The sequence below is a fragment of the Andreprevotia lacus DSM 23236 genome, from assembly GCF_900176275.1.
Lineage (GTDB): Bacteria > Pseudomonadota > Gammaproteobacteria > Burkholderiales > Chitinibacteraceae > Andreprevotia > Andreprevotia lacus.
The window spans coordinates 169772-195974 of record NZ_FWXD01000002.1 but is presented as its reverse complement, the minus strand read 5'-3'; the positions used below and the strand labels follow the sequence as shown (position 1 = coordinate 195974).

The window sequence follows — 26203 nt, the reverse complement described above, 5'->3', positions numbered from 1 at the left end:
TTGCAAACCGCTTGCGGTACCCGTACCGCGGCGCGTTCTGCCCCTTGCGCTCCATCCCGAACTACCCCGAACGCAAGCGTGAAATAAGTGTTAACAGGCCCTAGCAAAAGGTCACCAGCGCCACGTGGCGACCCAGTGTTTTGGTCACACCAGTTGGTGGTGGTGCGGCGCCGGGATGGCGAGGGGGGCGGGTCATGCAAGCGGCGCAGGAACGACTAATCGCTAAAACCAAGCAGGCAGGGCGCCGGTTTTGTGCAGCCGGTCACAATCCTTTGCGACCCCACTTATATTACGCAAACTTGGCGCTTATATTGCACCGCAATGACCGATTTCCAATCAAGAGGTGACAAAGATGTCGGCTCAAACGCAAGGCGCATATAGTGGGGATTTGTCGAGCTGGATGTCGGGCTTGGACAATGCATTGACGATGGCCCAGCTCTCGGTCCCGGGCACGCACGACTCGGGTACGCAGAAGGTCTCTCCCGGCCCCTATCACACGCAGAATTTCAGCATCGCCCAGCAACTTGCGGACGGCATCCGCTTCCTTGATATCCGGCTCACCAAGAATTCGGCCAAGACCGCCGATGATCCGCTGCAAGTCAATCATGCCAACGTCTCTTGCGGTATCACCTTCGGCGACGTCCTGAATGACTGCAACGCCTTCCTGAGCGCCAATCCGAGCGAAGCCGTGTTCATGCTCGTCAACGACGCCTCAGGCAGCGCGACCGACGATACCGTCTACCAGGGATTCCAGACCTACCTTGGCAACAGCGCATACCAAAACCTGTTTTGCCTGAGCACCACATCGACGCTGTTGCCGCTGGCGCAATTGCGCGGCAAGATCGTGCTGCTGCGCCGCTTCTTTGCACCGGCCAGCGCAGAGCTGGGCTTGAACCTGCAGCAGCAATCGAAAACCTTCGAGGGGGTCGGCTGGCCCAACAGCTACAGCGAAACCTTCAACACCACCACGCCCGACGGCAAGACCAGCCTGCACATCGAAGACCAGTACAACACCCACGATACCGGCAAGAAGATGACTGCGGTCTCCACCGCGCTCGACAAAGCCGCAGGCAACCCGGCTGACGGCAAGCTGTACATCACGTTCAACAGCATCGCCTATTACATGACGCACACGCCCTACCAATACGCCTGGTCGGTCAAGGATGCGATGAATCCTTCCTTGCAAGCGTACTTTGCGGACGAATATGCGCAGAAGCCGGGCAAGGCGCGCCTGGGCTTCGTCGTGCTCGACTTCTACAACAACGAGACCGGCCACCTCGACAACAGCAACGTCAACACGGTGATCAGTTCGAATTTCGCATAAGGCCCGGGCGCATCAACGGCGCATCGGGATTTTTGGCAGTGAAATCAGAGTGGATGGCAGATATGACTACGCAGCATGACAACGACTTCACCTTCAACTTCCCCGGCTTGACCCAGGTCGGCTTTCAGGAACGCGATCACTCCATCAGCAGCGGCCAGCCGTATGGCGGCGTCAGCATCAAGAACAGCAACACGGTGACCATCAAGGCAGGCCGGCACAAGACTTCGCAGGTTGCCCACTGGTTCAATGACGCGGTCTATGGCGGTGGCGGCATCGCCCTGACCTATTCCGACACCTCACCCGAGGAATTGAACTTCGCCGTGCGCGGCACGCTGACCCTGGTGATCAACAACATCACCTACACCGCGCAGAATTTCGTCCTGGCGCAAGGCAGCACCACGACTGGCGGCAATAACTGGTGGCTGGGCTCCGCACAGATGAGCGGTATTACCCATAGTGATGTCACGCTGGACTATGCGACTGCGATCGTGAAAGCAACGCTGGGTTATGCTGTCGATATCGTCACGGAAGATCCGGTCGGCGCCATCGAAGACACGGCCAAGTTGATCGTGGCGGCGGTACAAAAGCACAAGGTCGGTTCGGGCGAAGTGCCGTTCACCTTGAACACCTCGAACAGCGCAGTGGAACTGCTGCTGTTCCAGGTATCGGAAAACCACGATACACACGGTTCGCTCACGGGCACTTACACGGCGCCGTAATCACCGCCCAGCCAAGTGATCCTGCGCCGCTTTTCGCGTTGCAGGGGCAAAAGGCCGCTTCATGCGCATGAAGCGGCCTTTTGCATCATGGGGCCGGAATGCCTGCCGGAGTTGGGGCAGACCCGACGCCCCCCCAGCATGGACGCAGTCGAGTTCACAGGGCTACGATTGCATCGCCACAAACTTGACGGCACGTGTCAATAAAATTGTGTGCAAATCGATAACTATGCAGAAATTTAACTAGCGCATAGTTTCTACAACCAAACTAGGGCCTGTTAACACTTATTTCACGCTTGCGTTCGGGGTAGTTCGGGATGGAGCGCAAGGCGCGAAGCGCGCCGCGGTACGGGTACCGCAAGCGGTTTGCAACGCAGCGAACCGCCCGAAATACCCCGAACCCGCAGGGCTGGGCTGCAAAAAGGCCATCTACGGCGTTACGCGCCTTGGCAATAACCGGTTATTGCCTGCGTTGCGTGCCTTGTATCTGACCTTTTTGCAGCCCAGCGCAAGCGCGAAATAAGTGTTAACAGGCCCTAGACTCTTTCTCAACACCGTTAAAAATGGGCGTTACTTGGTGCTCACCTGGCGAAATCAGCGCAAAAAAGTGAAGGAACTTTGCTTTTTGACGCTGACCCCGCAGGTGGTATGCACCACAAGAAAGCCGTGGAGGCCTTCATGTCTGCGGCAGTCTTTGCTGCAATCGCTCGGTTAGCTGGGAGGCGGTCCGTTGGCTTGAGCCTGCCAAGTTTGCATTTCACATCAGGGAGGGAGACATATGAGTCGGAGTTTGCCAGCGGGCAAAAACGTTGTGATATATGCAGGGGGCAGTATCATCGATCACTACAAAAACCTCCTCGATTCCGGCTTTACCACTGTGATTCTCAACTCGCTGCACATTCACGACGACAGCAGCTTGTGGCTCAATGGCACAGAGGTCGTCGACGCGAGCGGCAAGGCGCAGCCGGTGGCCACGCAGTTAGCCGAGATCATCACGGAACTGCGGGGCGGCGGCATTACGACGGTCCTTGTCTCGATCGGTGGTGGCGGGTCATTTAACCCCAATTCGAGCGGGATCAACGGACAGCATTCGGTTTCCGACGCCGATTTCAAAGCGTTTGCGGCCGCGTACTGGCCAGCAAATGGAATGACCGATCCGCTTGCGACGACTGTTCCAATTGTTAATAACTTCAACGTGTTCATTTCGACGATCGGCGGAGACGGAATCGATCTCGATCCAGAGCCGATGTTCTACACGTATGGCCAGCTGCTTTCCTCAACCGTTGCGCTCACCGAATGGGCCCTCGATGCGGGCATGCTGGCAACCTGGGCACCATACACCGCGCAACAGTCCTGGCAGGCATATGCACTCGCCCTTGGCCAAGATGGGCTCGGCCAGCCCCTGACGCCAAGTTGGGTCAACGTCCAAACGTGGAGTCAAGGGTCCGATCTACAGGGATGGGCAACAGCGATTGGCGTACCGATAGGGTCGATCATTGGTGGGTTCTATAACTACGACCCGTCATACATCCAGAATACGCTCGCCGACGCGGTGCAAGGCGGCGCGCAGATCACCGGCGCGTTCTATTGGAACTTTGACGACATTGCTTCTGATGCGGCGCGGATCGCGAACGTCGCGAATGCAATAATCGCCGGTCTTGCTGGCACTTCGGTGTCTGTCTCCCCCCCCACCGCCGAATACCAAGATTGATCTGCTCCCGCTTTTTTACACCGAGGTAAACTGGAATTTCTAACCTGTCGTAGCCCCCTATCCACAGGGGCGGCAGCATGAAAAAGTCACGGTCCACGGAAGAGCAGATTGCATTTTGACTGGCGGCTGGTCAGTACAACCAGCAGCTGCCGCAGTTGGCGCTACAGCACCGGACGCCGATTCAGGCAATGAAGGATTGGGCGCGTGAGCGACATGACTTATTTCATAAACGCGTAATCTATCGTCCGGGACTGGACAATGCCCTCATTGCCAAAGTCGTTGCTGCCGGCGGCCGCATACCACACCCGCCGGAGGACCATGGCTTCATGTACGACCGGGGTTTCGAGGACATTGATGGTCATCTGTGGAACCTGATCTGGACAGCGCTGGGGATCTGATCTTTCTTGCTTCGCAGTTTTGGCCAGGAGGAAGCTGCTGGTTGCCAAAGTCCGCAGGCCAAGGCACGACCACTTTGCCGGCGTCGTCCAATTCACCATCTACAGGGCAAAGCCATCGTCGAACTGGGACTGAACGCCTGGCTTCAAACCAAGACGTGGCGCACTTCCCGGAAAAACTGGTATATCTGCGCTTCCACATCTGAATCAATCGACACATCTGGTCGACAGCCATTTGGGCACGCCAGCTTGGGGGTAGTACCAAACAACCGGCATATTAGCGGGCGTTCAGCATAGACTTGGCAGCCATGCTCCCCCAAGTGCGGGCAGCTCAAAGTCGCCAGCGCGGCCTCATGTTCCGCCTCGCTTTTTGCTGGCAACCTGGCCATCTCGTCGGTCGAGGTGGTGACGGGGCCGCAACAATCATGGCACCCGGGTTTGCACTCGAACGTAGGAATGCGCGAGCGAAAGAAGCGGATTTTCTGGCTATTGCGGGTCATGGTTTTACCTCTTGCGATATGCCGTTCGTGCAAACCAGGTTGAATCATCGAAACACGAGCGAGCCAAGCTCATGGTTGGTCTGGTGCTTTCCCAACACCGAGATCGCGATGCTTATCTGGCCAGCAAGTAGCTTTCACGGCGGCTCAAGATCAATTGCTTGGCAAAGTAGCTCAACCTCAGCGGGTGCTGCTGCCCCAACTGGCGAGCATTGAACAATAGCTGCGCATCAGTGCAACGCAATCCACTCCCCTTGCCAGCAAAGACGATCTTGTTAAGGCAATCTTCAGAACGAATCACGACGACCTGGTCACCGAAGCGCTGTTGCACACGGTCAATGTACAGCCTGTACAGGGGGTCGGCGCCGTATAGATTGAGGACCATCACACCGTCGTCAGCCAAGGTGCTGTAACAGTCATCATAAAAATCTTGCGTACACAATGATGGCGCCTGACCCTCAGCATCGAACCCATCCAGCAGCAACAAATCCGGAACTGCCGCACGGGCCCGAACGAAGGCGGCGCCATCGCAGCAGTGAATCTGTTGCTGTTCATCATCCGCAGGTATCTGGAATGCATCACGCAGCGCGATGATGTGCGGGTTGATTTCGGCCACCACAATCTGTGCCATTGGCAAATGGCGACGGCAATACTTCACCAACGAACCTCCGCCGAGACCGATCAACACAATCTGCTCAGGAGCAGGTTTAAACAGCAGGCTGGCCATCATCGTTCGGGTATAACCCAGCATCAAACGATCAGGGTCATTCAGCGACATTTTGCTCTGGATGGAGCGCATGTCGAAATGCAGGGACACCGTGCTATGCCCCTGATAGGTAAAGGGCCTGCCAAGGCTGTCGGCCAGCCGCTCGTTCAAGTCATCCCAAACGGTTGCACGGCTCATGTGCCAACCAGCTTGCTACGCAAGACACGATCAATGAACAGCGCTATCCAGGCGGTAGTGGGGCACATCAGACTGTCGAGCCTGCCATTTAACTTGGCCTCGGGCAAACCATAGTTACCATTAAATTATAATAACACGCACATATAAATCACACAAAAGTGACTATCGCTTATGGCCATCAAGTGGATGTTGGATACGCGTAACCGCAGGAAGACCGACTACCAAGGCCCTGACAGCGAATCAAGGATGCTGAACGTGAACGAAACGTGGGATGGGTGATTGGTTGGCACCATGGCGGGCGCTCCGGGCACCGCCAGCCTGTCGCAACAGGTTGGCTTGCAGCCGCCGCAATGCGGCCGGCATATACTTGAACATACGGCGATCTCCGCCGGATACTCGCCGCCCTGATTATGCAAAAGACCCCTTCCGGGGTCTTTTTGCTATGGCGATGGGCCATCGTCGTCCAGCGAAAGTTTCGGCGTTGGCTTCAGCTCACGAGGTGGTTTCGGCTTGTCCGGTACCCAGCAGGTGAATTGCCAGCCAGTCTCCGGCGATCCGTGGCAGTCCGCGTTGACGCTGTAAAACCATAATAAAGTCTCATCATAAACTGAGCCGCAATTCTTTATTTTCCCAGGAAACCATTGGTTTCGACAAAAAATAAAGTTTCATCTCAAGTGGCTAACTGGGTGCTCCTCCAAAATAATAAAGTGTCATCCTTCGATTAGACCGCGATAAAGTATCTGGAAGCGCCTCAACACCAACATGAGCAAATCGCGAACTAACTAGTGGTTCACTGGGCGGGAGAAGGTCAAAGTTCATTCACCAACGGTCTGCTAAACTCGCAGCAACAAAACTGGATAGGTTCTTGTCGGCTGCCGCTGATCAGCCCCCTCCCATCAAGGCACTAGCAACGTGAACGACGTCACCCCGGGCAACGCCCTCTCCGAGAACGAACTGCTTCACCTCGCCATCGAAGCCAGCAACCGCGAGCGCTACGATTTGTCGATCGGCTATCTCAAGCAAGCCATTGCCACACCAGGGCCGTTGGCTTCCAAGACGCATTTCCTGCTCGGTACGCAATATGCCCAGATCGGCATGTATGAGGATGCAGAGCGTTTCATGCAATTGGCGGTGTCGTTCGAGCCCGGGTTTGACATTGCGGTGTTCCAGCTGGGTCTGTTGCAACTGACCTCAGGCAAGCCGGATGCGGCCGAGGCTAGCTGGCAGGGGCTGGATTTCCTGCCGGTCGAGCATGGGCTGAATCATTTCCGCCGCGGAATGCTGGCTTTGCAGCGCAATGCCTTGGTCGAGGCCGAGGCCGAGTTGCGCGCAGGTCTGGCTACGCCGTTGCCCAATGCACCGCTGCTGGCAGAAATGCAGCGCGTCACCGACAACATCGTCAAGCTACGTGCCGAAGCCGGCGATGCCTCCGCAGAGGAAGCACCGAGCGATGCCGGTGACGAACACCTGTTCCTGTCGGCGTATCGCCACTGATGCCCTGCCCGCAACGTTACCATTTGGTTTGATATGACTGAGCAATCCGACACCCTGTCGCGCTATCTGGGTTATCTGCGCCAGGATCCAGACAACATCGGCCTGCTGTTGCAGGTGGTGGCCCAGTACCGGGCAGCGCGCCAGCCGCGCGAAGCCGAAGCCCTGCTGGATGAGGCACTGAGCAAATGGCCCGGCCACTCCACCTTGTTGCACGAGCGTGCCCTGCTGGCCATAGCCAGCGGCGATGCGGCGACAGCCAAGGCCTTGTTTCATCATCTGCAGGAATCGGGCGCTGATTCGGCAGTACTGCGTTACAACACCGCCTATGCCCACTATCTGCTGGGTGAGTTTGCCGAGAGTGTTGTGCAATTGCAGCAGATTGCTCCGGCTGCCTATGCCGAGGTACCGCGTGCGCCGTGTCTGCATGTGCTGGCCCTGCATCATCAAGGCGAGCTGGCCGCCGCGCGTGAATTGGCCGAAGGTTTGCTGGCCACACTGCCGGAAGATGCCGATCTGGCCGGCGCCTTGGCCCTCACCTGCCTGGATGATTCAGACATTAAGCGCGCCAGCCATTGGGCGCAACGCAGTCTGGCCATTGCGCCGGAACAAATCTATGCGCTGACCACCCTGGGCACGCTGGAGCTAGCAACCCAACCGGCCATCGCCGGCCAACACTTCGACCGCGTCTTGGCTCACAACCCGCACGATGGGCGGGCTTGGTCCGGTCTGGCGCTGTCCTACCTTGCGCGCGAGCAACTGGATCAGGCTGCAGCGGCATTCAGCCAGGCGGTCAAGTTCATGCCCGGCCATATCGGTACCTGGCATGCCTATGGCTGGCTGCATTTGCTGCAACAGCGTATCGACGATGCAGAACGTTGCTTCCAGACTGCCTTCGAGCTGGATCACAACTTTGGTGAGAGCCATGGTGCGCTGGCGGTCATTGCCACGCTACGTGGCAACACGGCAGAGGCCGATGCTTTGATCAAACGGGCGCAACGTCTGGCACCGGACGGGATGTCGGTCCGCTTTGTCGCCCTGCTGCAGGCGCAGGCCGGCAATGACCCCGCACGTGCGGCAGCGATTGTGCAGGATGCCTTTGGTGCGCTGGGCAACGGTCAGCCGCAACTACAAGCCTTGATGCAAGGCGCGCTCAAGCGCTTTGCGGGCAAGCGGGATCAGTAAGGTGGCCCCCGCGCTTGGAGCCTGGTCATGAGTGTTGATCCGCTCCAGCGCGCCCCGGCCATCTTGGCCCTGCTGCGTCAGCAACTGCGTACAGCGGGCGCCAGCCCGCGAAACGCCAGGCAGGTGACCGGTAAACCCGCGCAACCATCCGCCCGCAAAAAGACCGAGCAGGAACTGGAAAAGAAGCTGGTTGCCCGGATCAAATCCATTCAGCCGGATGATCCGCAACGGCAGAAAAAAGCCTTCACCGCCTACGTCGAAGCCGCCGTCTTGGCTGAATTGGGCTCAGGTCTGGTCAACGAGGCTGGCTTTCACGACCTGATCGACACCATTTGCGCGCAAATGCTGGCCGAGCCAGCATTGGCAAAGGATATTGCCACCGTGGCAGATCAACTGCTTGCCACAACAAGCTGATCAGTCACCGGCATGCCCTCTTCACGCAGCAGTAGCCGCAATCCACGTTAGGTACCCTGCCCGTTTTTAACGATCCGGCTCACCGTGGCATAGTGCAGACCAAAGTGCGCGGCAACGTCCTGCAGGGTATAGCCACCGCTGCGATAGGCTACGGCAATCGCTTCGTTTCTGTTGGCGTGATTCGCGGCATACCAAGCCAGCGGTTTGGCTTGCGGTCGGCGTTGGGCGCGGGGTATTTCATGCAGGCTGGTTTCATCGGCGCCCTGCTGCGCCAGCCGGGCCTGCATTTGTGCCAGAAACGCATCGCTGCCCAGAAACACCTGCCCACGCACCGCCTGCCACGGCGAGGGGCGGTGCAAACCGGCCGCAACAAAGCGGCAATAGGCCAACCGGGCTGCATCGGCCTGATCGCCAAAGCAGGCCAGCAACGACCTTGCAGCCAGCCAGTCAGAGGCATCATCCCCCAGCATGGCGCCATAGCTGCTCCACGGCCAGTCTGCTGCACTGGCCACCATGCCGGCACGCACCGGGTTGAGCACAATGTATCGCGCCAGCTCAAGCAGATACGTCTCCCGCTCGACCAGAATGCCCTTATAGCGCCCCTGAAACACATGACCAACCCGGCCATGGTTACGGTTGAAATCCTGCGTATACACGCCATTGAGCTGGCGCATACCGGCCGATAGATTGCCTTCCACCGTTTCCACCAGCAGGTGGTAGTGATTGCTCATCAGGCAATAGGCCTGCACGCGCCAGTTGAAGCGTTCGCACACCTGCCCCACAGCAACAGAAACTGCTGGCGGTCTGCATCGTTCAGATAGATGTCTTCACGCTGATCACCGCGTGCGGTGATGTGATACAGCGCACCAGCAAACTCCAACCGCAACGGACGGGCCATGATGTTGAAACGCCTGCACAAACCGGAGTTTCAACATAGGTCAGCTTGGGGCGGAATGCAAAAAACAAGACCTGACCCCGGACTTCAGGCAGCAAAGGCTGCAACGATTTCCACAACTGCTGGCTGACGATGGCTCTCTTCATCCCGCGTCAGGCAAGGCTTCCAGCCATTTGGTTCCCGGAGGTTTTGTTAGCGGCTCTTAATTTCAAACCGTTGCTTCAGCGCCTCAAGTAGACTTTTGCTTCTTCCATAGAATTCAATGAACGTTGTGGCGAATTCATCGACACCTTGCACAATAGTCGTCTTGGCCACAGCCTCAGGCCGCTGAGGCCAGCTCTCTAGACAAAGAAGAAAGAGGATAGTCAGAGCATCCTCCGCACTTTCCCGGTCAGGGCCAAAAGCCTTCAATCCCAAATATTGCTCTCGAAATTTTAAAATTTCATCGCGAGCCCACATTAATTGCTCTGAAGCTGCTTGATTTGTCGAGGCAAGCTCAATAATAGGTAACCACTTCATAAATTCAGACGTGAAGTGACTGCGAAGGAGCATTAACGAGTCATACTCAAAAAGACGAAATCGAGCATACGCTTGCTCCCCCACTTTGGCAAAAACATCCAAGCTAGCTGTTTCAGCAACAAAGATCTCTTGCTCCTGCTCTCGGTCGAATTCACTCATAAATTTTTCTCCTCAGCGCGGTAAGACCAAGTTACCTTCACTGTCAATAAAGCCAACACCAAGTTGACCATTCACGTATGTACAACTCGGGCATGCACGCATCACTGTACCTGCTGGTTGGCCGAGACGCTCTCCCACTTGCGCCGCTCCTATGAAGCCCCCTGAAGGTAACACATTCGCCGTTTTCACAAATCCGGTGTAGCTTTGGAGCTCACCGCAAGATCCCCAGTATCCAACACCAGAAGCCTCCTGAATAGCCGATATCTGCGGATCAACAGCTTTGAACATCCCGAGCTTGTTACCCGCATACTTGCTGAGTCCTAGCCAAGGAGCACCAGACGAATCAATATGAACGGTGGCTGCACCCTTCGTAGCGCCTTGATCTGTAGCCCACACTGCCAACTTCGATGCAAGTCCATTCGCATTGTCCAGAGTTGGCTCAATACTGACCAACCCTGGTTCCTGAATCCAGTTCTTAGGCAATGTATCCAACGTATGCGTGAAAGTAACCCTAGTCGTAGCAGCCGTATTCGAAATTGTATTTGGAACAAGTGACAGCTCAGAGCTTAGCGCACGAGTAGCCCCAACCTCCATAGTAACCATTGAGCCACTCAAATTAAGCAAGATTAACCCAGCTTGACCAGCAAAATAGCCATCTTCCTGATTGTATCCTTTCGGCGAGAAACGGCCCCAATCGATGCTTGCAAGTGCCGCAGAAGTTTGACCAAGTATAGCCGCACCGTCCCTATTTCCAAGGCCATCTAAAATTAATGCACTAACTCCCAGATTCTGGGAATAATTGAACGCATCAATCTGCGCATTTGGCAGTCCATATGATGCACCAGCCTTTGCAGTTCCAATTCCAAATTGCCCCCAATCTCGCGGAAGTTCCATTGGATAACCGTGCAAGCCCCCGTTATCAACCGTATAGGATGCCAATCGGCTGTTATCTACGTATGGCGTCTGCGGCGGCCGAGCACCTGCCCACTGAGCAACATACGCAAAGTTATGCATCGTATCTTCATATGCACGCATTTCATTGGGAGATGCAGGCTTCGCACGGTTCAGATAATAGTTAATTACATCGCCACCAATTTTTTTAATCGTATTCTGCGCGTAATTGTATTTATCTTCTGGAGAGAGGCTACTTTCTTTTAAGCCAACCAATGTTTTCATGCCATAGGCATATTTTGCCTGCACAGGATCAAGCGAAGGCTGACCAGTTCCGACTGGTACTTTCCGCCCAGTAGCCCCTCTGGCTACAAGTTCCGCGCGCCGTAAAATCGCCCCCTGCTGGCTATTGATCTGATCCGCTGTACTGTCAAGAATCTGCTGTGTCAGCTCAGGGTTTGAAACACCTTGCCCAAACCAGTCATACGCATGACCCGGATCAACCACCGACCCCACATCCAGCCACGGCTGCATACCACGCGGCGCAGCAGGCGTACTCGACACCTCGGCCTTGGCACCATACCAAGGCTGACGATACACCCCATTCGGATCGGCCGGAATCAGGCTCGGCGTACCATACCAAAGACCCTGATAAACCCCATTCGGGTCTGCAGCAATCTGTGAAGCTTGTGCCTTCTGCGAGAAATCTTGCTCCAGCCCTACATTCAGCGTGGCCTGGAACACCTGCATCGGATCGACTTTACCCGTCGTAGCCAACTGTGCAACAACGTTCGCGCCCACGGCGCCCAAAACATTCAAGCTGGCGCCGTTGTTAGCACCACCTGCAGGGCTACTGATCGCGGCGGCAGCCACGCCACGCCAGCTGAAGGTTTGCAGGCCCACGGCAGACATGAGGCCTTGCGTAATCAGCGCAGAGCCAGCTCCCTTGACGATAGCAGTGGACATTGTGTTCAAGCCCATGCTTTCAGCGAAACTGCCCAAGGCAATTGATGCCGCACTGCCAATACCAGCAGAGAGCGCGGAAATCCCAACTTGGCTCCACGAGAATTTGTCGATAGTGCCTGTAGCCAAACCAACAGCCTGGCTCGCAATGCTGCCAGCCGCAGCACCAACCGCTGCACCTGCAATTTGGCTACCCAGCAACGCCGACGCAGCCCCAGCTGTATAGATCGAGACCACAACCGCCACCACAATCATCAAAATCTGCCCAATCCCGCCGCAGCCGCCGCCGCTATCCTGCTGTGGTGTCGGCGCATTCGGCAGACTCGGGTTGACTTCGCCCATCGCCTCGCCCGGGTTGTAGACCCGTTGCGTGGTGGCGGTGTGGTGGATGTTGGTAACCTTGTTCGGTGTGCTTAGCACCTGGCCGGCGCGCAGGGTTTCCTGTCCGGTCAGCCCGTTGGCTTCGGCTAGCACGTACCACATGCTGGCATCGCCCCACACCGCTTGAGCGATGCTTTGCAGCGTGTCACCGGTGTTGACTATGTAGCTGCCGCTGCTGCTGCCGGGGTAATCCGGGCTGATCGGCTCGTAGTTCTGGTCAAAGTCGGCCGAGGCGATCGGTTTCCAGTCGCGGTAGCGGGTGTCGTTGTTGCCCTGATTGTTCAGGGCCTGCAACGCGTCGGCGTAATCATTGCGCGATGGGCCGTCGTTGGCCACGTCGCCGACGCGCTTGCCGCCGACGTAGTAATACTGCCGCCAGCGATACTGATTGCCGTTGATGTATTCATCACGGCGCATGATCAGGCCTTGCGCGTCCACCCGGTAGCTGAAGCGGCGGTTGCCGATGCTGCTGTCGACCTTATCGGCCACTTCGACATCGACCAAGTGGCCGTTGACATCGTATTTGTACTTGGCTTCGCCGGGTTTCCAGCCCGACGGGTTGTTCTGCAGCAGCGCACCCGTGACGGTGACCTTGCTCTGCTTGGCGCCATCCCACAGCTCATAGGCGTAGGTGGTATCGACCGTGCTGCCGGTGCCGCTGCCACCGCTGGATACGGCGTGTGTGCTGGCCAGGGTGCCGTTGGTTTGATAGGCGTAGCTGGTATCGGTGGTGCTGGCATTGGCACCGTTGGAGATGGTTTTCTGGGTGGTGATGCGGTTATCCGCGAGATAGTGCGTCTCGGTGGATTGCAGCACGCTGCTGCCATCGTCCTTGTATTGCACGGCCAAGGTGGTGCGGCCCGCAGCGTCGATGGTGTTCTCTACCCGCTTGGTGCCGTCAATATTGACTTGCTTGAGGTAACCATCGCTGGTGTAGGAATACGTTTCCAGGTGGGCAGAACCCCCGGCAGCCCCATAGCCGGCCGAATAATCGGCGGCAACGCGATGCCCGGCAAGGTCATAGGCAACGGTGACACCGGCCGTGCCCTTGGTAATCACGCCATTGACCATGCTGCCTTGACTGACCAGGAAGCGATTCATGCTGTCATAGGTGTACCAGAGGTCTTGTGTGCTGTTGAGCACGCCATCGGCCGATTTGTAGCTGGTGTTCACCCGGCGCACATTGCCATTGGCATCGTATTCGTAACGAATATCGGCACGCTGGTCGGCATTGAGCACGCGGCTGATGCGGTTGAGGGCATCGTAGCTGATGTTGGCGCTCTGGTAGTACTCGCTCTGGCTGCCTACCGGCACCAGGTTGCGGTAGCCCTCGAAAGAGCGGTTGCCCTCTTTGTCATAGGCGTAATCGGTCTCGATCTTCATGGTGTTATCCGCGATCGATTTGATATAGCCGTTGGCGTAGTAGCTGTAGTCGATATTCTGACCGGTGGTGCTGGTTTGCTTGATCAGCCAGCCCGCACGGTTGTACTGGTTGACGAAGTCATGCCCGCCTTGGTCCACACGGTGAGTGAGGTGGCCAAAAACATCCTGATCGTCCGTCGAGGTACGTGCGTCTGCTGTGCCGTAACCCACCGTAGTGATCTTGCGGTAGCCACCCGTAACAGCGCCATTCAGCCCCTGAATGGTGTTGAGGTAGTTGTACTGGTAGTCGGTGATGATCTTGGCACCGTTGATGGTGCGCACCACGCGGCCGGCAAAGTCGTAGTAAGTTTTGCTGTCATTGTTTACAGCATCGGTGGTCTGGATACGACGACCAGCAGCGTCATACACATAGCGTTCGTGCGGATCGTTCACCGGATCGGCATTGAGCTGGCTGTATGCGCTGGTATCTCCAATGGCCTTCGGCGCGATGTCTCGCCGCAGGCGATACAGATCGGTGAGTTGACCCAGCTTGTTGTAGGTATAGAGGGACGTACTAACCTTGCTGGCATCAATCAGCTCGGTGCGGGCGCGCACCTGGCCAAACTCGTCGTAGTCGTTCTGTACCCAGCCCTTGTCGGTGTGGAACTCTTTCTCTACTAGCGCCTGGCCCTGGGCATCACGATAGCCATTGGTGAGGTAGTAGCTGATCTTGCTATCACCAGCGGCGTTGCTATTGGCATCCTGCACCCCCACCAGTCGGCCCGCCAGACTATACAAGTACTTGGTGGTTGGGGTGACCTGCACAATGGTACCGTCAGCCAAGGTATTGTTGACTGTCGGGTCGCGCCGCTCGATCAACTGGCCCAGTACGTTGTACTTGAGGTTACGCACATTGCCCAAACCATCGGTCTCGCTGATGATTTCGCCAAAGGCGTCATAGGTTTGCGAGCGGGTGATGTTGAGATTGCGTGTGGCGGTGAGCGAGTAGGTCCAACGCTCTTCAGTATTGGCGGCCGGGCCACCGGTACCGAGGACGAAGCTGTCACTGCGCCGGCTCAGCACATTGCCGTTGGCATCAATGAGATCGTAGAAATACTCATAGCTGCGCCAACCCTGGTTGGGCGCGAGCTTAGTGGCATCCAGCGTGAAGTAGCCGTTGTAGATGCTCAGTGTCTGGGTCGTGAACGGCTGGACACCGGTGAGGTCCTGATCAGAAGTGAGGCGGCCAGCATCGTCAGTGCTCTTGAGGCGATAAGACAAGCGTGCCGATACGGCATTGGTCTCGTTGGCAACAAAAGTGACTTTGGTGGGGTCGCGCGTCAGTTGGCCTTGGGTCAGTACCTCAGCCTTTGCACCCAGTGACACGACTGCGGAGCCGGTAGTAATCGGCGGATTTCCAGCAATCGGCGACTGCGCAGCAAACGTGACGTCGTACCAGTAAGTCTGGGTCGGGTCCGGCACCAGACGTGAGGTATCGATGATGTAGGTGGTAGGGGCATTGAATGCCGGTTGGCCACCTTGCGCCCAGACATCGAACGTCCAGCTGAGATTGGAATTGGTCTGCCCGTTACTCCTGGCTGTGAAGGTGACTTTCATTTCGGCAGGGTTGGCTGCACCGTTACCAAAGTAGCCGTTAATGGTGAATTGCGACGGGAACAAGTCACCGCTGGCCTGGTAATCCGCCGTCGGCGTATAGGCCAATACACTGCGCGTGGCCGCCACGCTATTGCCAAGATCAATCAAGCCAGTGATGACACTCACCGTTTGCTGATCGGCGGTCTTGCTGGTCAGTTCGATTTCATAGCTGCCGGGTGCAAAACCCGACAAGTTGGCGGTATACATGCCACGCACCGGGACAACATAGGACGTATCCATCACCTGGTTGCCTTCGCTGTCCTTGACCAACGCGCCATCGGTATCGCGTTTTACACGAGGGGTCGCGGTAACCAAGCTAAGCGTGGATACCGCTATCCAGGTACCACCAGGAACACGAATACGCAGTTGCGTCGACGCTGGATCGAAATTCAAACCCGCCGGTGCAGTGGAAACGGCCGGATCGACAATATTCAGCAAGCCGTTAGCCTGGAACTGCGCCTGCCCACCATTGCTGAGGCGATAAGTCGGCATAGTGACGCGGCCCGACACATCATTGGTCAGCGTCTTGAGATCCTTGCCGTTGGCGTCTTTGAGGACTTTGCCGTTGCCGTCCAGCTGGGCGTTGTAGCTGAGCAACTCATAATCAAGCTCGATATCCTGTCCATCGGCATAGGGGTGAACCCACTGACCACTGGTATCGAGGGTACCCCAGCCCATGCTGACCAGTTGGGCGCCGATGACGCTGGATGGATCGAAAGTAAACCAGCCGGGCACGGCCTGACCGTTGACGACTTTTTTGCTCTTGACGACTTTTGTACTCAAGACCGACGAAGGCAGAGTTACCCATGTATCCGCAGCCGTACGCTGAATCTGGCCGTTGGCCAACACTGTCTTGCGTATGGCGCGAACCTTGATCACAGCGTAGTTGGTGGGCATGTCGGTCAGGCTGCTGCGGCCTTGGTCGACCAGATTGAGCAGGCCGGTGCTATCGATATAGCTGAAGCCATCACCGCCGACTTTGGGTGCAGCGCCGACCGTCGGACCGAAATAACTATTCGTCCCTGCACTCAGAATCGTGCCGCTCAGGCGCGCCAACACCATCGGGCTGCTGGCGCCCGCTGGCGTGCCCAAGCCAATATACTGGAACTCATAGGTGACCCCCTCCTGCAGACCGATGCTGGCACCGGTAAACAGGAATGCGTTGGTCAAATCCTCGTCTTTATCCAGTGTGGCTTGCTGATAGCCCGCGGTGCTGCCTACCGGACGGTAGTTCAAGACCAGCCTGCTGACATCGCTATTGATGTTGCGCACCAGGAAGCTACGTGGGTAATTGTCGGTATTCATGACAACCGGATAAGACTGGCTTCCCCCCACCGGCTGCGTATCGCTTTGCGTGGGCTGCAAGATCAAGCCCGACTGCGCCACCATGATCTTGTCACTGCCGCGCTGCATAAACAGCTTGACCTTCACATTGCTGATATCAAGGCTGAGCGGCAGCGTGACCTTGGCGTCCTGCCCACCGGCAAAAGCACGGTACAGCATCGTATCGTTTTCGTTTTGCAGCTCGAGTACATAGCCATCTGCCCAGCCGATCAAGCTGGCAGGGATGCCTACCGTAACGTTGTTGACGTTATAAGTATTGGTACGGTAATACGGAACACCCGGATTACCGTTACCGCCACCACGGTAGTCCACGGTCACATTGGGCGTTGCGGTCACCGTAGCAATCAGGGTTTGATTCCCGGCCAAGCCCGCCGAATAAGTCACTCCGGGATTGGGGATAGTGATGCCCGGCTTGCTGGATGGGCTGCTGGTCTGCAATCCGGCCGGCTGGTTTGCCGCCCGGCGCAGCACAATACCGTCCTGCAATGTGGCCTCGCCAATGCTGACCGCATTGCCGTTAGCATCCAACCCCTTGAACAATATTTCGTAGTTGCCGCTAAGTACATTTCCCAGATTAAAGCTGGCCAAGTCGCAGCTAAACCAATTGCTGGTGGTGCCAACGCCACTTCTGGCAATGGCTGCCTGGCCAGTGCCGGCACTGCCCCACGCATCGTTGCTACCCAATCCACGCAGCCACACCTGCACCTTGGTGGCAGTCGTGGGTTGCGCAGAGATCAGCAGTTGTGACTGTACTGTGCTTGCCGGGGAGAGCGATGCATATAGCGTGCTGGACGGAGGGCTACGATTCTCATCCCGATCGTATTTGTAGTTGGGTAACGAAACCTGACCGGTAGAACTGCGCAGCTGGCGCTGCCCATTGACCAGCTTGTAGACACTGATGCTGTAGCCGCTAGAAATGCTGCTCACAGTCATCTGGGCGCTGATACTGGTACCACTGACCTGCGATGTCGCCAAGATATGGTTAGCATTATCCTTGACCTCAATGACGAAATCGCCTGTGTCGTAGCTCGGCGTAGCGGGCAAGGTAATATTCAACGTCGCCGAATTAATCTGTGGCGGCTCCGCGCTGTACAGACGCATGACCCAACTGACATTTTGGAACACTGCTTGGCCAGCCTGATCTGCACCTGCGCGGAATATCCCGATCTGGCCCACTTCCGGGGTAACCGGCTGGGTTACCGGCGCAGTCTTGGTGACCGTGATGGTGACCGGATTGGTCGCCGTCGCACTCTGATTGACCGACAGATTGGCCGTTTGCAACTGAGCGAGCACATCGGCCACGGTGAAGTCTGGCTGGTAGGTCTTGATCGACTGATTCTTCTTGTCGTACTCGGTAATGGTTTTGGCGAACGACATGTACTGCGACACGGTGGCCGTCGATACATCCTCGTTGCCCATGCCGGCCTGGAAACTCAAGGTCGCATTGCCATTGGCGTCGTAGATGTATTGCGTAACCACACCCGTGTTGCTGGTGCCGGACAGCATGTGGCCCAACTGATCGTACTTGGACCATTGCTGCCATGTGCCCAGACTGTCTGCACTGCCCGGCGCAACGATATCGTTGTCGTTGCGCGCTTTGCGGGTACGACGCTGAACGATTTCGCCGAACGTGTTGTAGAGCGTATCGGTCACATCATCATATTGGGCACTGATGCTGCCATTGGCTTGCGGCGTCATCCGCTTGCTCATGCGGCTGATTTCGCGCCCCATCTGGTCATAGTTGACGATCGTGGCATCGGTAAAGGCTTGCTGTGAACTCGCCGCAGTCGCAGCAAACTCGGTACCGACATAGGCCAGATTCCCATAGCGATCGTATTTGTACGATACGACATTGTTCTCTGCATCCATGGTCTGAATCAGCTTGCCATTGACCCAAGACTGCTTCTTGATACGGTCGTACGCACCGGTGATGCTCAGCTGGGTTTCTGTCACCACATTGCCCAAGCCATCGTAGGCATAGCTGGTACGCTGGGCGGTGGCATCGCCAGTGGCAAGCTTGCTGCGATAGACACGCTTTTCGGTCAAACGGCCCAGGGTGTCGTACGCCATATCCGTGGCATAGCCATCGGCATCAATCTGGCGAGTGACATTCCCCAAGCCATCGTAGAGCAGGCTGGTCGTTGCCGCACCCGTCCCCGAGGTTGGGAGCAAATACCCCTGGCCGGCATAGGTGATCGCGCCAGCAGGAATCGCCTGGCCCTTCAAGTCCGTAATCAGCTGCAAGTTAGTGAAGGCGACATTGCTGATGGTCTTGCGGATGGCGCGACCAAGCGCATCCAGATCCGATGTAGTAATCCGGTCATCTGCGCTGGCTGCTGGGGTTTGCCGTATGCCCCGCTGCGGGGCCACGGTCAGCTTGTTGGCGTAGTGAATTTCAACCGTCCGGTTGGGCAGGTATTGCCAAGTCGTGACGTAGCCTTCCGCATCCACTTGCTGGATTTGGCGGCCCAGACCATCGTAATAGTGGTAGATGGAGTTACCACGGCGATCTACTTCCTGCAGCAAATTGCCAGCGGCATCAAAGTATTTGGTGGTTTGCAGCGCGCCGGTATTGAGCTGGTAACTGACCTGACCGGATGAATTAGTAGCAAGCGAGCTGTACACCACGGTCGTGGTGCGTTCGGTGCTCATGTGCCCCAGCAAATCGTAGGTGTAGAACAGTGACCGATCGGTGCTGCTGCTGACGGTTACCACAGGCGGCGTAGTGGAACCGAAAGCAGGCATGCTGGCCAGTTTGGTAGCGTAGGTTGTGGTATCCAGCACCAGTGTGCTGCTATCGTAGTGGCGCACGGTCACGACGCCATCCGGGCTCACCTGGGTCGTAACGCGGTTAGCCTTATCATAGAAATTCAGCGTGCGATTAGGATTGCTGACCTGCCCCACCGCATTGGGATCTTGCAAGCCGACCTGCGTTTCCACGATGTTGCCACGCTTGTCGTAGAACGTGCGCTCAAGCGTTTGCGCGTTATAGCTACCGCCCGTGAGTGGATCGTAGACTGTAAATGACTGCCCCAGCTTGCTGATCTGCCGGCCCAGCTTGTCAAAACCAAACTGGGTAACACGCTGCTCGGCCAAGCCAACCGCTTCCGTCGTCTGGGTGCGATTACCGAACGCGTCATAAAGATACTGGTTCTTGACCACCTGCCCGCTGGCATTGGTGACCGGTAGCGTTTCTTCCGTCCGGTTACCCAGTCGGTCGTATTTGTATACGACTGTACCGCCATTGCGGTTAGTCGCTGTGGCCTGTTGGCCAAAGGCGTTATAGCTGTATGTCTCCTGAAACTGGGTCGTGCTCTGATCAGCCTGCACGACCGTACTGATGCTTGCTGCACGCTGGTTGCGGGCATCGTAGCTATCGGTATAGATGTAGTCCTTGCCATCGCTGCGGATAAACGCACCGGTTTGCGGCGGGATCTGCTCCATGCCGATGACCTGGACCAGTTGGCCAGGAAAGATGGTGCCAAGCACGCCGTTAAAATAGGTTGTCTTGCCGATCAGATTGCCAAAAGCATCGTAGCGATAGCCAGTGAGGAAACCGGCCGGGTCGATGTTCTGGATGACGCGACCATTGGTGTCGTAGACCTTGTAAGTCGTGTTGCCAACCAGATCAACCGAACGAATGACATTGCCGAATGCGTCGTAATTGATCTGCGTCTGATTGCTTTGCTGATTTGTGCTCCCGGTCAGGCGCCCGAGCTTGTCGAAGGTCTGCGTAACGCTCAGTGCAGCGCGGATAGTCGTATTGCCTGCCACCTGGTTGGCAGATGCAGGGTACCCTCGCGCAGTACGCTCGGCCTGCGCCCAAGCGGCATCCGAGGTGTAGATCGCATAGTTACGCGGATCGAGTATTGCCACCCGATTGCCCAGCGCATCCAGCGTGTATTCAGTCACCCCGACATCAGCCGTGCCATAAGCACTGGTTTCGCGGATCAGGCGGCCGGCCGTGTCATAGTCGTAATGTGTCGTCACTGCATCAGCAGTGCCATCGGCCTGGATCTGATCAGTCACCAAACCACGTGCATCATAGAGATAGCGGGTTTGGATACCCTCCGCGTCGACAGCGGTCAACTTGCGGCCAACGGCGTCGTAGGTAGCACGGTTGATATGGTCTGCCGTACCTGCGACATTGGGGCGCAATAGATTGATGTTGATTGGCAAGCCACCGCTCGGGCTGAAACCGCTGGCCAACGCTTTGGCGGCATAGCGCACTACGCTGATCTGCTGGCCAACATTATCGAGCTGGTACTCAGTCAGGTAGCCATCTGCATCGACACTAGCAATCCGGCGACCGGCGCCATCGTAGAGCACACAATTGGTGCGATCATTGGCCGCATCAGCCTTAATCGCATTGGCCACATTGTCGGCATTGCGGATAGCTGGCACGGTGATAGCCTTGGCATATTGCGTAACCGCCGCCAGTTGGCCGTAGCTGTTGAAACGATTCTGTGTGACATAGCCAAGTGCATCAATCGCATAAATTTGGCGATCCAGCGCGTCATAGACCGAATAGCTAACCTGGTTTGCCGCATTGGTCGGGTTCAGCAATGCGACCAGATCAGCACGGGTTTGCCACACTGCCGAGCTCGCTAGCGGGCTGGCGTAGGCAATACGCTGTACCACGTTGTTGTCACGGTCGTAACGCTGCTCAACCACATTACCTAGCGCATCGACCGTGTGGGTCAAGCGGTTGTCCTGATCATAAACATAGCGGGTACTCTGCGCAGCCAAGTCGACAACGCTACCGTTCGGCCCCGGATAGAGCCCCTGCAGCGTAGCCAGCACGTTGGCATCGTTGACCGTTGCCGGCAGCGTAATCGGCTTGCTGTAGCGAATGTCGGCAATGCGGTTGCCTTGTGCGTCATAGCGCACTTCGCTGACGTCACCCAGCGCGTCGATGGTGTAATGCACCCGACCATTGCTGTCGTAGGTAAAGCGGGTGGCGTTGTTGGCGGCGTCGTAGCGCGCAGTGACCTGGCCTGCCGAGTCGTAGTCGTAGCGAGTGGTGAGTTTGAGGTTGTTGGCGTCGACAACCTCAGTCAATCGCCGGTTGGTATTGAAATCATAGGTATACTTGGTCACCTTCTGCGTGGCACCGCCAGCACCCTCGGTGAGCTGAGTAACATTGCCGACATAGTCATAAACATATTCGGTGCGCAATGCCAAGGCGCCAGCCTTGGTCGAGCCATCCGGATTGGTAGCTGGATCAATGGTGCTGGCGGTAACCCGGCCACGATTGTCAAACTCGGTCTTGACCCACACACCATCCGGACGCTTCTCCCAGATCTTCTGGCCGGTGCCATCGAAACGATATTCGCTGGTGAGATTGAGGGTATCTGGATCAACCTGGCGCGTCAGCACGCGGCCGCTGGCATCGTAGCTGAAGCGCGTAATAACCCCCTGCGTATTGGTCTCAATGACATTGCCCGCCTTGTCATAGCGGGTGGTTGAGGTCAGATCGACCTCATTGGCACCCGCTACCTCGGCGATGCGTTGACCATTGCGGTCATAGCGATAGGTCGTGACATGGCCTTCGCCATTGGTCACTTTGACGACTTCACTCTGCGCGTTGCGCTGGGTGGTGATGGTTACCCCTTCCGGCGTAGTCACCGTGGTCTCGCGGGTCGCACCGTTGTAGGTGTAGCGGGTCACTTTGCCGTTGGCATCGGTGGTGGTGTACACCCGGCCCAGCATGTCGTAGCTGGTGTAGCGGCTGGCGCCAGTCGGATCGGTCACCTGGATGACGCGACCGTCCGCATCGTACGCTGTCGTCGTAGTGCGACCTAATGGGTCAACTTGAACAATCAGGCGACCGAAGACGTCATAGCGATATTCCGTCTTGGCACTGCTAGGGTCGGTAATGAAACGCAGATGCCCCAGCGTGTCATATTGACGCGACTCGGACAGATAGGTGGCGCCATCCGCAGCGGTAATGTCTTTCCGGATAATTTCGCCAAATGCGTTATATGAAAGAATCTGCAGCACACCTCCCGCGTCCTTGATTTGAACCAGCAATCCATTAGCGCCAAATCCCCAGCTTGTAAACTTATCTTTTGTTGCATCCTTGATTGCATCCAGCTGTGTACTCGGGAAGCTGGTTATTGCACCACCATTCAGCCCAGCCACAATGCCAGTAGCCAACTTATTTGCATAGCGTGTAGACTTGGTAATCAAGTTCAGCGTGTTATAGGCTGTTTCCTCAACTTCACCATCCGCATTGATCGTCAATACCAGCCGATCATTGGCATCGTAATAGAATACGGTGCGCCGTCCATTTCCATCGGTTGCGCTGATCTTGCGGCCGGCCAGATCATAAGTGTAGCGCACCGCGCCAATTTCATTGCCGTTAGCAACTGCTTCACCATTGAGTTCAACCGTCAAATGGCCTTGTGCGTCATAGCGCCATTGCTGAGTGCGCTGCTCGGCGGTACCGAGCGCAGTTACTTTTTGGGTGAGGTTGCCAGCAGCATCGTAGGTATAAGTCGTGACGGTGTTCTGCGGCTGACGCTCTTCACGCACCACCCGATTCAGGTGATCGTAGGTCAGTGCTGTACTTTGATCATCCGTGCTCGCGGCAGGCAACGCTGCAATCAGGGTCGCAGCATTTCGATCGCGCGCAGCATTCACATAGTGAATTTCATTGGAACGGTTGCCAGCCTGATCGTAGCGATATTCAGTCAACGCACCCGCGGGATCAATCGTGCCAACCAATTGGCCACGGCCATTGTAAATGTAATTGGTGAGCAAATCGCCAGCGGTACTGACTGGGCGTAATTGCGCAAGTGTGCCGCTTTGCTGTTGTGCAATTGCCGTCAAGGTTGCATAACGAACTACGCCGATTCGCTGTCCGGCAACGTTGTATTTGTATTCGGTCAGTGCGCCACTGGCATCCAGCTCTCCCAGCAACAGGCCATCATCAGAGTAGAAGTAGCGTTGCTGGCGATTGTTGGCAGCATCTGCCGTGTATGTACCAGCCAAGGTACGCACGTAATTATCACCCGGCTCGGAACCTGCGACGATCTGGCGATCCAGATCATACGTATTGATTTGCTTGGCATAACGAATAACGGCGGTCTTGGCACCAGTGCCGTTATAGACGTACTCGATGATATTCGAAGTGCCCGACGACCGAATGTCATCAACCTCAAACATCATCCAGCCGGCCGCGTTATAAAAATAACGCGTTTGCGTGTCCGTACTGGAGACTTGACGAAACTGCGACAATGAATATGCAGCCGGATTACCCACTAGCGTATTGTAAGTACTGCTAGCCAGGCGATTACTGTAAACAACCCGCTGCAGCACTTGGCCATTGTTGTTGTATACCGTTTCAGTCATAGCACCATCTGGTGCAATTTCGGCAATTTGGCGGCCGTTGTTATCGTAAAAATAGATCGATGTTCTACCCAATACATCAACCATCTGGACCCGGCGGCCCATTTTGTCATATACGTATCTGATCGTGCCCAGGTCGACATTGCTGGCTCGCTCGTTATGGCTGAGCAAATTACCACCGGCATCGTAGACCGAGGTAATTTGCAAGCCATTGGCCTGAGTCATCTGCACTTGCCGATTGGCATCGTCATAAAGCGTGGTCGTGACCGCAGCAACACCATTGGCATCGTATTGGCTGGCGGTCAGTACCCGGCCCAAGCCATCATAGGTGTAAACCGTGCTGTAATCGTTGGCAATGCCAGCCGTCGTCAGGCCACGCTGGTCTATACGTTGCAACAGCCGGCCGAAAGCGTCGTAGATATACGCCGTCTTGAGCGGCGACACCCCTTGCCCCGCACCATCCATGCCTTCGAACGTGGTCACGGACTGGATTTGACCGAGCACGTCATAGGCCGTATCGGTGCGCTGGGTCTTGGTTAGATCCCGGGCAGCAGACCACGTCGTGAGGTCGCCATAAGATGCGGTCGTCGCGGTGTAAAGTGCATCCGTGTATTGAAGCTGCTGAATCTGCAAACCACGCGCATCGTAGCGATATTCTGTCGTACGCCCTTCCGGCGTGATCTTGAAGCGCAGGTTGCCCAGTGTGTCGTACACAAAGCGGGTTTTGAGCGCACCGGTTGCATCATTGCCACCAATGCCGTCGTAATCATTGGCATTGGTATATTCGATCTGCTCAATCAGGTGGTCATTCGCATCATAAGTGCGGCGAACAGCGGAATAATTGGGGCGCAGTTCGTACACCAGATTACCGCGCGCATCGTAGGCATAGCGCGTGTTGTAATTTCGGCCATCCCAAATGGTGGTTACATTGCCAGCCGCATCGTAGGTAAAACTCGGGGCATTTGTCCCGTAACTGTCAGTCGGATATTTAATGCCGGTAACTTGGCCTGCGGCATCAAACGTGAAGACGGTCGCTTGATTGGCAGGGTCAGTGATCGTGGTCTGAGAACCAGCGTAGCTGTAGGTCGTGATGCGAATATCGCCAGCACTTCGCACATCCCTGACGGTTGCGATGCGGAAACTGGCGTCGTAGGTAAACTCCAGCCGGCTGCCGTCGGTCTGGCTGATACTGGCCAAGCGCTTGCTGGTGCCGTCGTAGGTGTAGTTGGTTACATACGCTTTGCCATCGGCGGTGCTGCTGTCTTCTGGCGAGAGATCGACCGTAACGGTGATCAAACGATTCGACGTATCGTAGCCATAGCGAACGCGTGTTGTGCTGGTCTCAACGTTGTTACTGTCTTTGGCGAAATAACCCACCTCGGTGAGCTTGGTACCGGAATACTGCAGCTGCAGACCACTGTTATACGTAGCATCGCCCGCAGCCCACGACTCAATGCGGTTGATCTGGCCCGCAGCGTTGTACTGCACGCGAACCTGATCGCCAGCGGCGTTACTCTGCGTGGCCAGCCGCCAAGCGCTGCCACTACCATCAGTTTTGTAGAGTTCCGAGCCGCCGCTAGCGCCATCCTTCCAGGCCCAGCTTTGGCTGGCGCTGTCGTAGCGCAGGCTGTCGAATGCGCCGGCACCGGCGGTGCTAACGTACTCGCCCCGGGTGGTGTCATAGGTGTAGGTGGCTTCGAACTCATCGCCATCCACACGTTTGATGGTGCTGCCAGCCGTGTTGAGCGTGCCGGTCAGGCCATAGATGCGTTTGTAGAAGCCGATGCGCCACTGGTCGTTGTTGTCGCCGTCCCAGGTGCCATTGCTGTTGTAGGTACGTAGCAAATCTGGCTGCAGGCCACCACCCAACAACAGGGTATCGTGCTGCTGCAGAACCAGATTCCCAGTGCCGGCATTGACGTAGACCGCCTCATTGCCGTTGCCGGTTTTAGCGTTTCCTACGACACCTTGCGAACCCAAGACCTCGCGCGAGGAACCCGACAGACCCAGACCATTGCCACCAACAATCGCAACCATGCTCGA

At 56.4% G+C, this 26203-nt stretch carries 13 protein-coding genes; 7 read left to right on the top strand and 6 right to left on the bottom strand.

Annotation, left to right across the window (positions count from 1 at the left end; all coding sequences use genetic code 11):
* Positions 1 to 409 precede the first annotated feature (409 nt).
* The 4 genes from B9A19_RS02590 to B9A19_RS23415 all read left to right on the top strand — a co-directional run bounded on the left by B9A19_RS02590 (position 410) and on the right by B9A19_RS23415 (position 4149).
* The gene (locus tag B9A19_RS02590) at positions 410 to 1324 is read left to right on the top strand and encodes a phosphatidylinositol-specific phospholipase C domain-containing protein (protein WP_217806962.1); all 915 of its coding nucleotides are present in this window, start codon (positions 410 to 412) and stop codon (positions 1322 to 1324) included.
* Between the two features lie 62 nt (positions 1325 to 1386).
* Positions 1387 to 2043, top strand: coding sequence for a flagellin (locus tag B9A19_RS02585; RefSeq protein WP_139798612.1), 657 nt, complete (start codon positions 1387 to 1389; stop codon positions 2041 to 2043).
* A 775-nt stretch (positions 2044 to 2818) separates the two neighbouring features.
* A complete protein-coding gene (locus B9A19_RS02580) occupies positions 2819 to 3751 on the top strand; it encodes a hypothetical protein (protein WP_084088979.1) in 933 nt (310 codons plus the stop codon).
* A 188-nt stretch (positions 3752 to 3939) separates the two neighbouring features.
* Positions 3940 to 4149 carry a VOC family protein gene (locus B9A19_RS23415; RefSeq protein WP_217806961.1) on the top strand — a complete coding sequence of 70 codons (210 nt, stop codon included), beginning with the start codon at positions 3940 to 3942 and terminating at the stop codon, positions 4147 to 4149.
* Between the two features lie 143 nt (positions 4150 to 4292).
* Here the strand turns inward: B9A19_RS23415 and B9A19_RS02570 are convergent, their stop codons facing one another.
* On the bottom strand, positions 4293 to 4646 hold the full coding sequence (locus B9A19_RS02570) for a YkgJ family cysteine cluster protein (protein WP_084088978.1): 354 nt from the start codon (positions 4644 to 4646) through the stop codon (positions 4293 to 4295).
* Between the two features lie 112 nt (positions 4647 to 4758).
* Entirely contained in the window at positions 4759 to 5547 is a 789-nt protein-coding gene (locus B9A19_RS02565; protein WP_084088977.1) for a spermine/spermidine synthase domain-containing protein, read from the bottom strand.
* A gap of 912 nt (positions 5548 to 6459) precedes the next feature.
* Between B9A19_RS02565 and B9A19_RS02560 the strand changes: the two genes are divergently transcribed.
* Genes B9A19_RS02560 through B9A19_RS02550 form a run of 3 tightly spaced genes read left to right on the top strand, consistent with a single transcriptional unit; the run spans position 6460 to position 8637 of the window.
* The gene (locus B9A19_RS02560) at positions 6460 to 7041 is read left to right on the top strand and encodes a tetratricopeptide repeat protein (RefSeq protein ID WP_084088976.1); all 582 of its coding nucleotides are present in this window, start codon (positions 6460 to 6462) and stop codon (positions 7039 to 7041) included.
* Positions 7042 to 7074: 33 nt separating this feature from the next.
* The gene (locus tag B9A19_RS02555) at positions 7075 to 8223 is read left to right on the top strand and encodes a tetratricopeptide repeat protein (protein ID WP_084088975.1); all 1149 of its coding nucleotides are present in this window, start codon (positions 7075 to 7077) and stop codon (positions 8221 to 8223) included.
* A 27-nt stretch (positions 8224 to 8250) separates the two neighbouring features.
* Positions 8251 to 8637: a hypothetical protein gene (locus tag B9A19_RS02550; RefSeq protein ID WP_084088974.1), complete on the top strand. Its 387-nt coding sequence runs from the start codon at positions 8251 to 8253 to the stop codon at positions 8635 to 8637.
* Between the two features lie 47 nt (positions 8638 to 8684).
* Here the strand turns inward: B9A19_RS02550 and B9A19_RS02545 are convergent, their stop codons facing one another.
* The 4 genes from B9A19_RS02545 to B9A19_RS02535 all read right to left on the bottom strand — a co-directional run bounded on the left by B9A19_RS02545 (position 8685) and on the right by B9A19_RS02535 (position 26197).
* Positions 8685 to 9368: a hypothetical protein gene (locus B9A19_RS02545; protein WP_245804243.1), complete on the bottom strand. Its 684-nt coding sequence runs from the start codon at positions 9366 to 9368 to the stop codon at positions 8685 to 8687.
* The gene (locus B9A19_RS22745) at positions 9368 to 9535 is read right to left on the bottom strand and encodes a hypothetical protein (RefSeq protein WP_217806971.1); all 168 of its coding nucleotides are present in this window, start codon (positions 9533 to 9535) and stop codon (positions 9368 to 9370) included. Before B9A19_RS22745 ends, B9A19_RS02545 begins: the two co-directional genes overlap by 1 nt.
* 189 nt (positions 9536 to 9724) lie before the next feature.
* Complete coding sequence (locus tag B9A19_RS02540) at positions 9725 to 10210, bottom strand: hypothetical protein (RefSeq protein WP_084088973.1); 486 nt, start codon at positions 10208 to 10210, stop codon at positions 9725 to 9727.
* A gap of 12 nt (positions 10211 to 10222) precedes the next feature.
* On the bottom strand, positions 10223 to 26197 hold the full coding sequence (locus B9A19_RS02535) for a LysM peptidoglycan-binding domain-containing protein (protein WP_084088972.1): 15975 nt from the start codon (positions 26195 to 26197) through the stop codon (positions 10223 to 10225).
* Positions 26198 to 26203: the final 6 nt, after the last annotated feature.

Bases quoted from the DNA above. Each gene is read 5' to 3' on its own strand.
- B9A19_RS02585 (WP_139798612.1), top strand. From the start codon at position 1,387: ATGACTACGCAGCATGACAACGACTTCACCTTCAACTTCCCCGGCTTG.
- B9A19_RS02580 (WP_084088979.1), top strand. From the start codon at position 2,819: ATGAGTCGGAGTTTGCCAGCGGGCAAAAACGTTGTGATATATGCAGGG.
- B9A19_RS23415 (WP_217806961.1), top strand. From the start codon at position 3,940: ATGAAGGATTGGGCGCGTGAGCGACATGACTTATTTCATAAACGCGTA.
- B9A19_RS02570 (WP_084088978.1), bottom strand. From the start codon at position 4,646: ATGACCCGCAATAGCCAGAAAATCCGCTTCTTTCGCTCGCGCATTCCT.
- B9A19_RS02565 (WP_084088977.1), bottom strand. From the start codon at position 5,547: ATGAGCCGTGCAACCGTTTGGGATGACTTGAACGAGCGGCTGGCCGAC.
- B9A19_RS02555 (WP_084088975.1), top strand. From the start codon at position 7,075: ATGACTGAGCAATCCGACACCCTGTCGCGCTATCTGGGTTATCTGCGC.
- B9A19_RS02550 (WP_084088974.1), top strand. From the start codon at position 8,251: ATGAGTGTTGATCCGCTCCAGCGCGCCCCGGCCATCTTGGCCCTGCTG.
- B9A19_RS02545 (WP_245804243.1), bottom strand. From the start codon at position 9,368: ATGAGCAATCACTACCACCTGCTGGTGGAAACGGTGGAAGGCAATCTA.
- B9A19_RS22745 (WP_217806971.1), bottom strand. From the start codon at position 9,535: ATGGCCCGTCCGTTGCGGTTGGAGTTTGCTGGTGCGCTGTATCACATC.
- B9A19_RS02540 (WP_084088973.1), bottom strand. From the start codon at position 10,210: ATGAGTGAATTCGACCGAGAGCAGGAGCAAGAGATCTTTGTTGCTGAA.
- B9A19_RS02535 (WP_084088972.1), bottom strand. From the start codon at position 26,197: ATGGTTGCGATTGTTGGTGGCAATGGTCTGGGTCTGTCGGGTTCCTCG.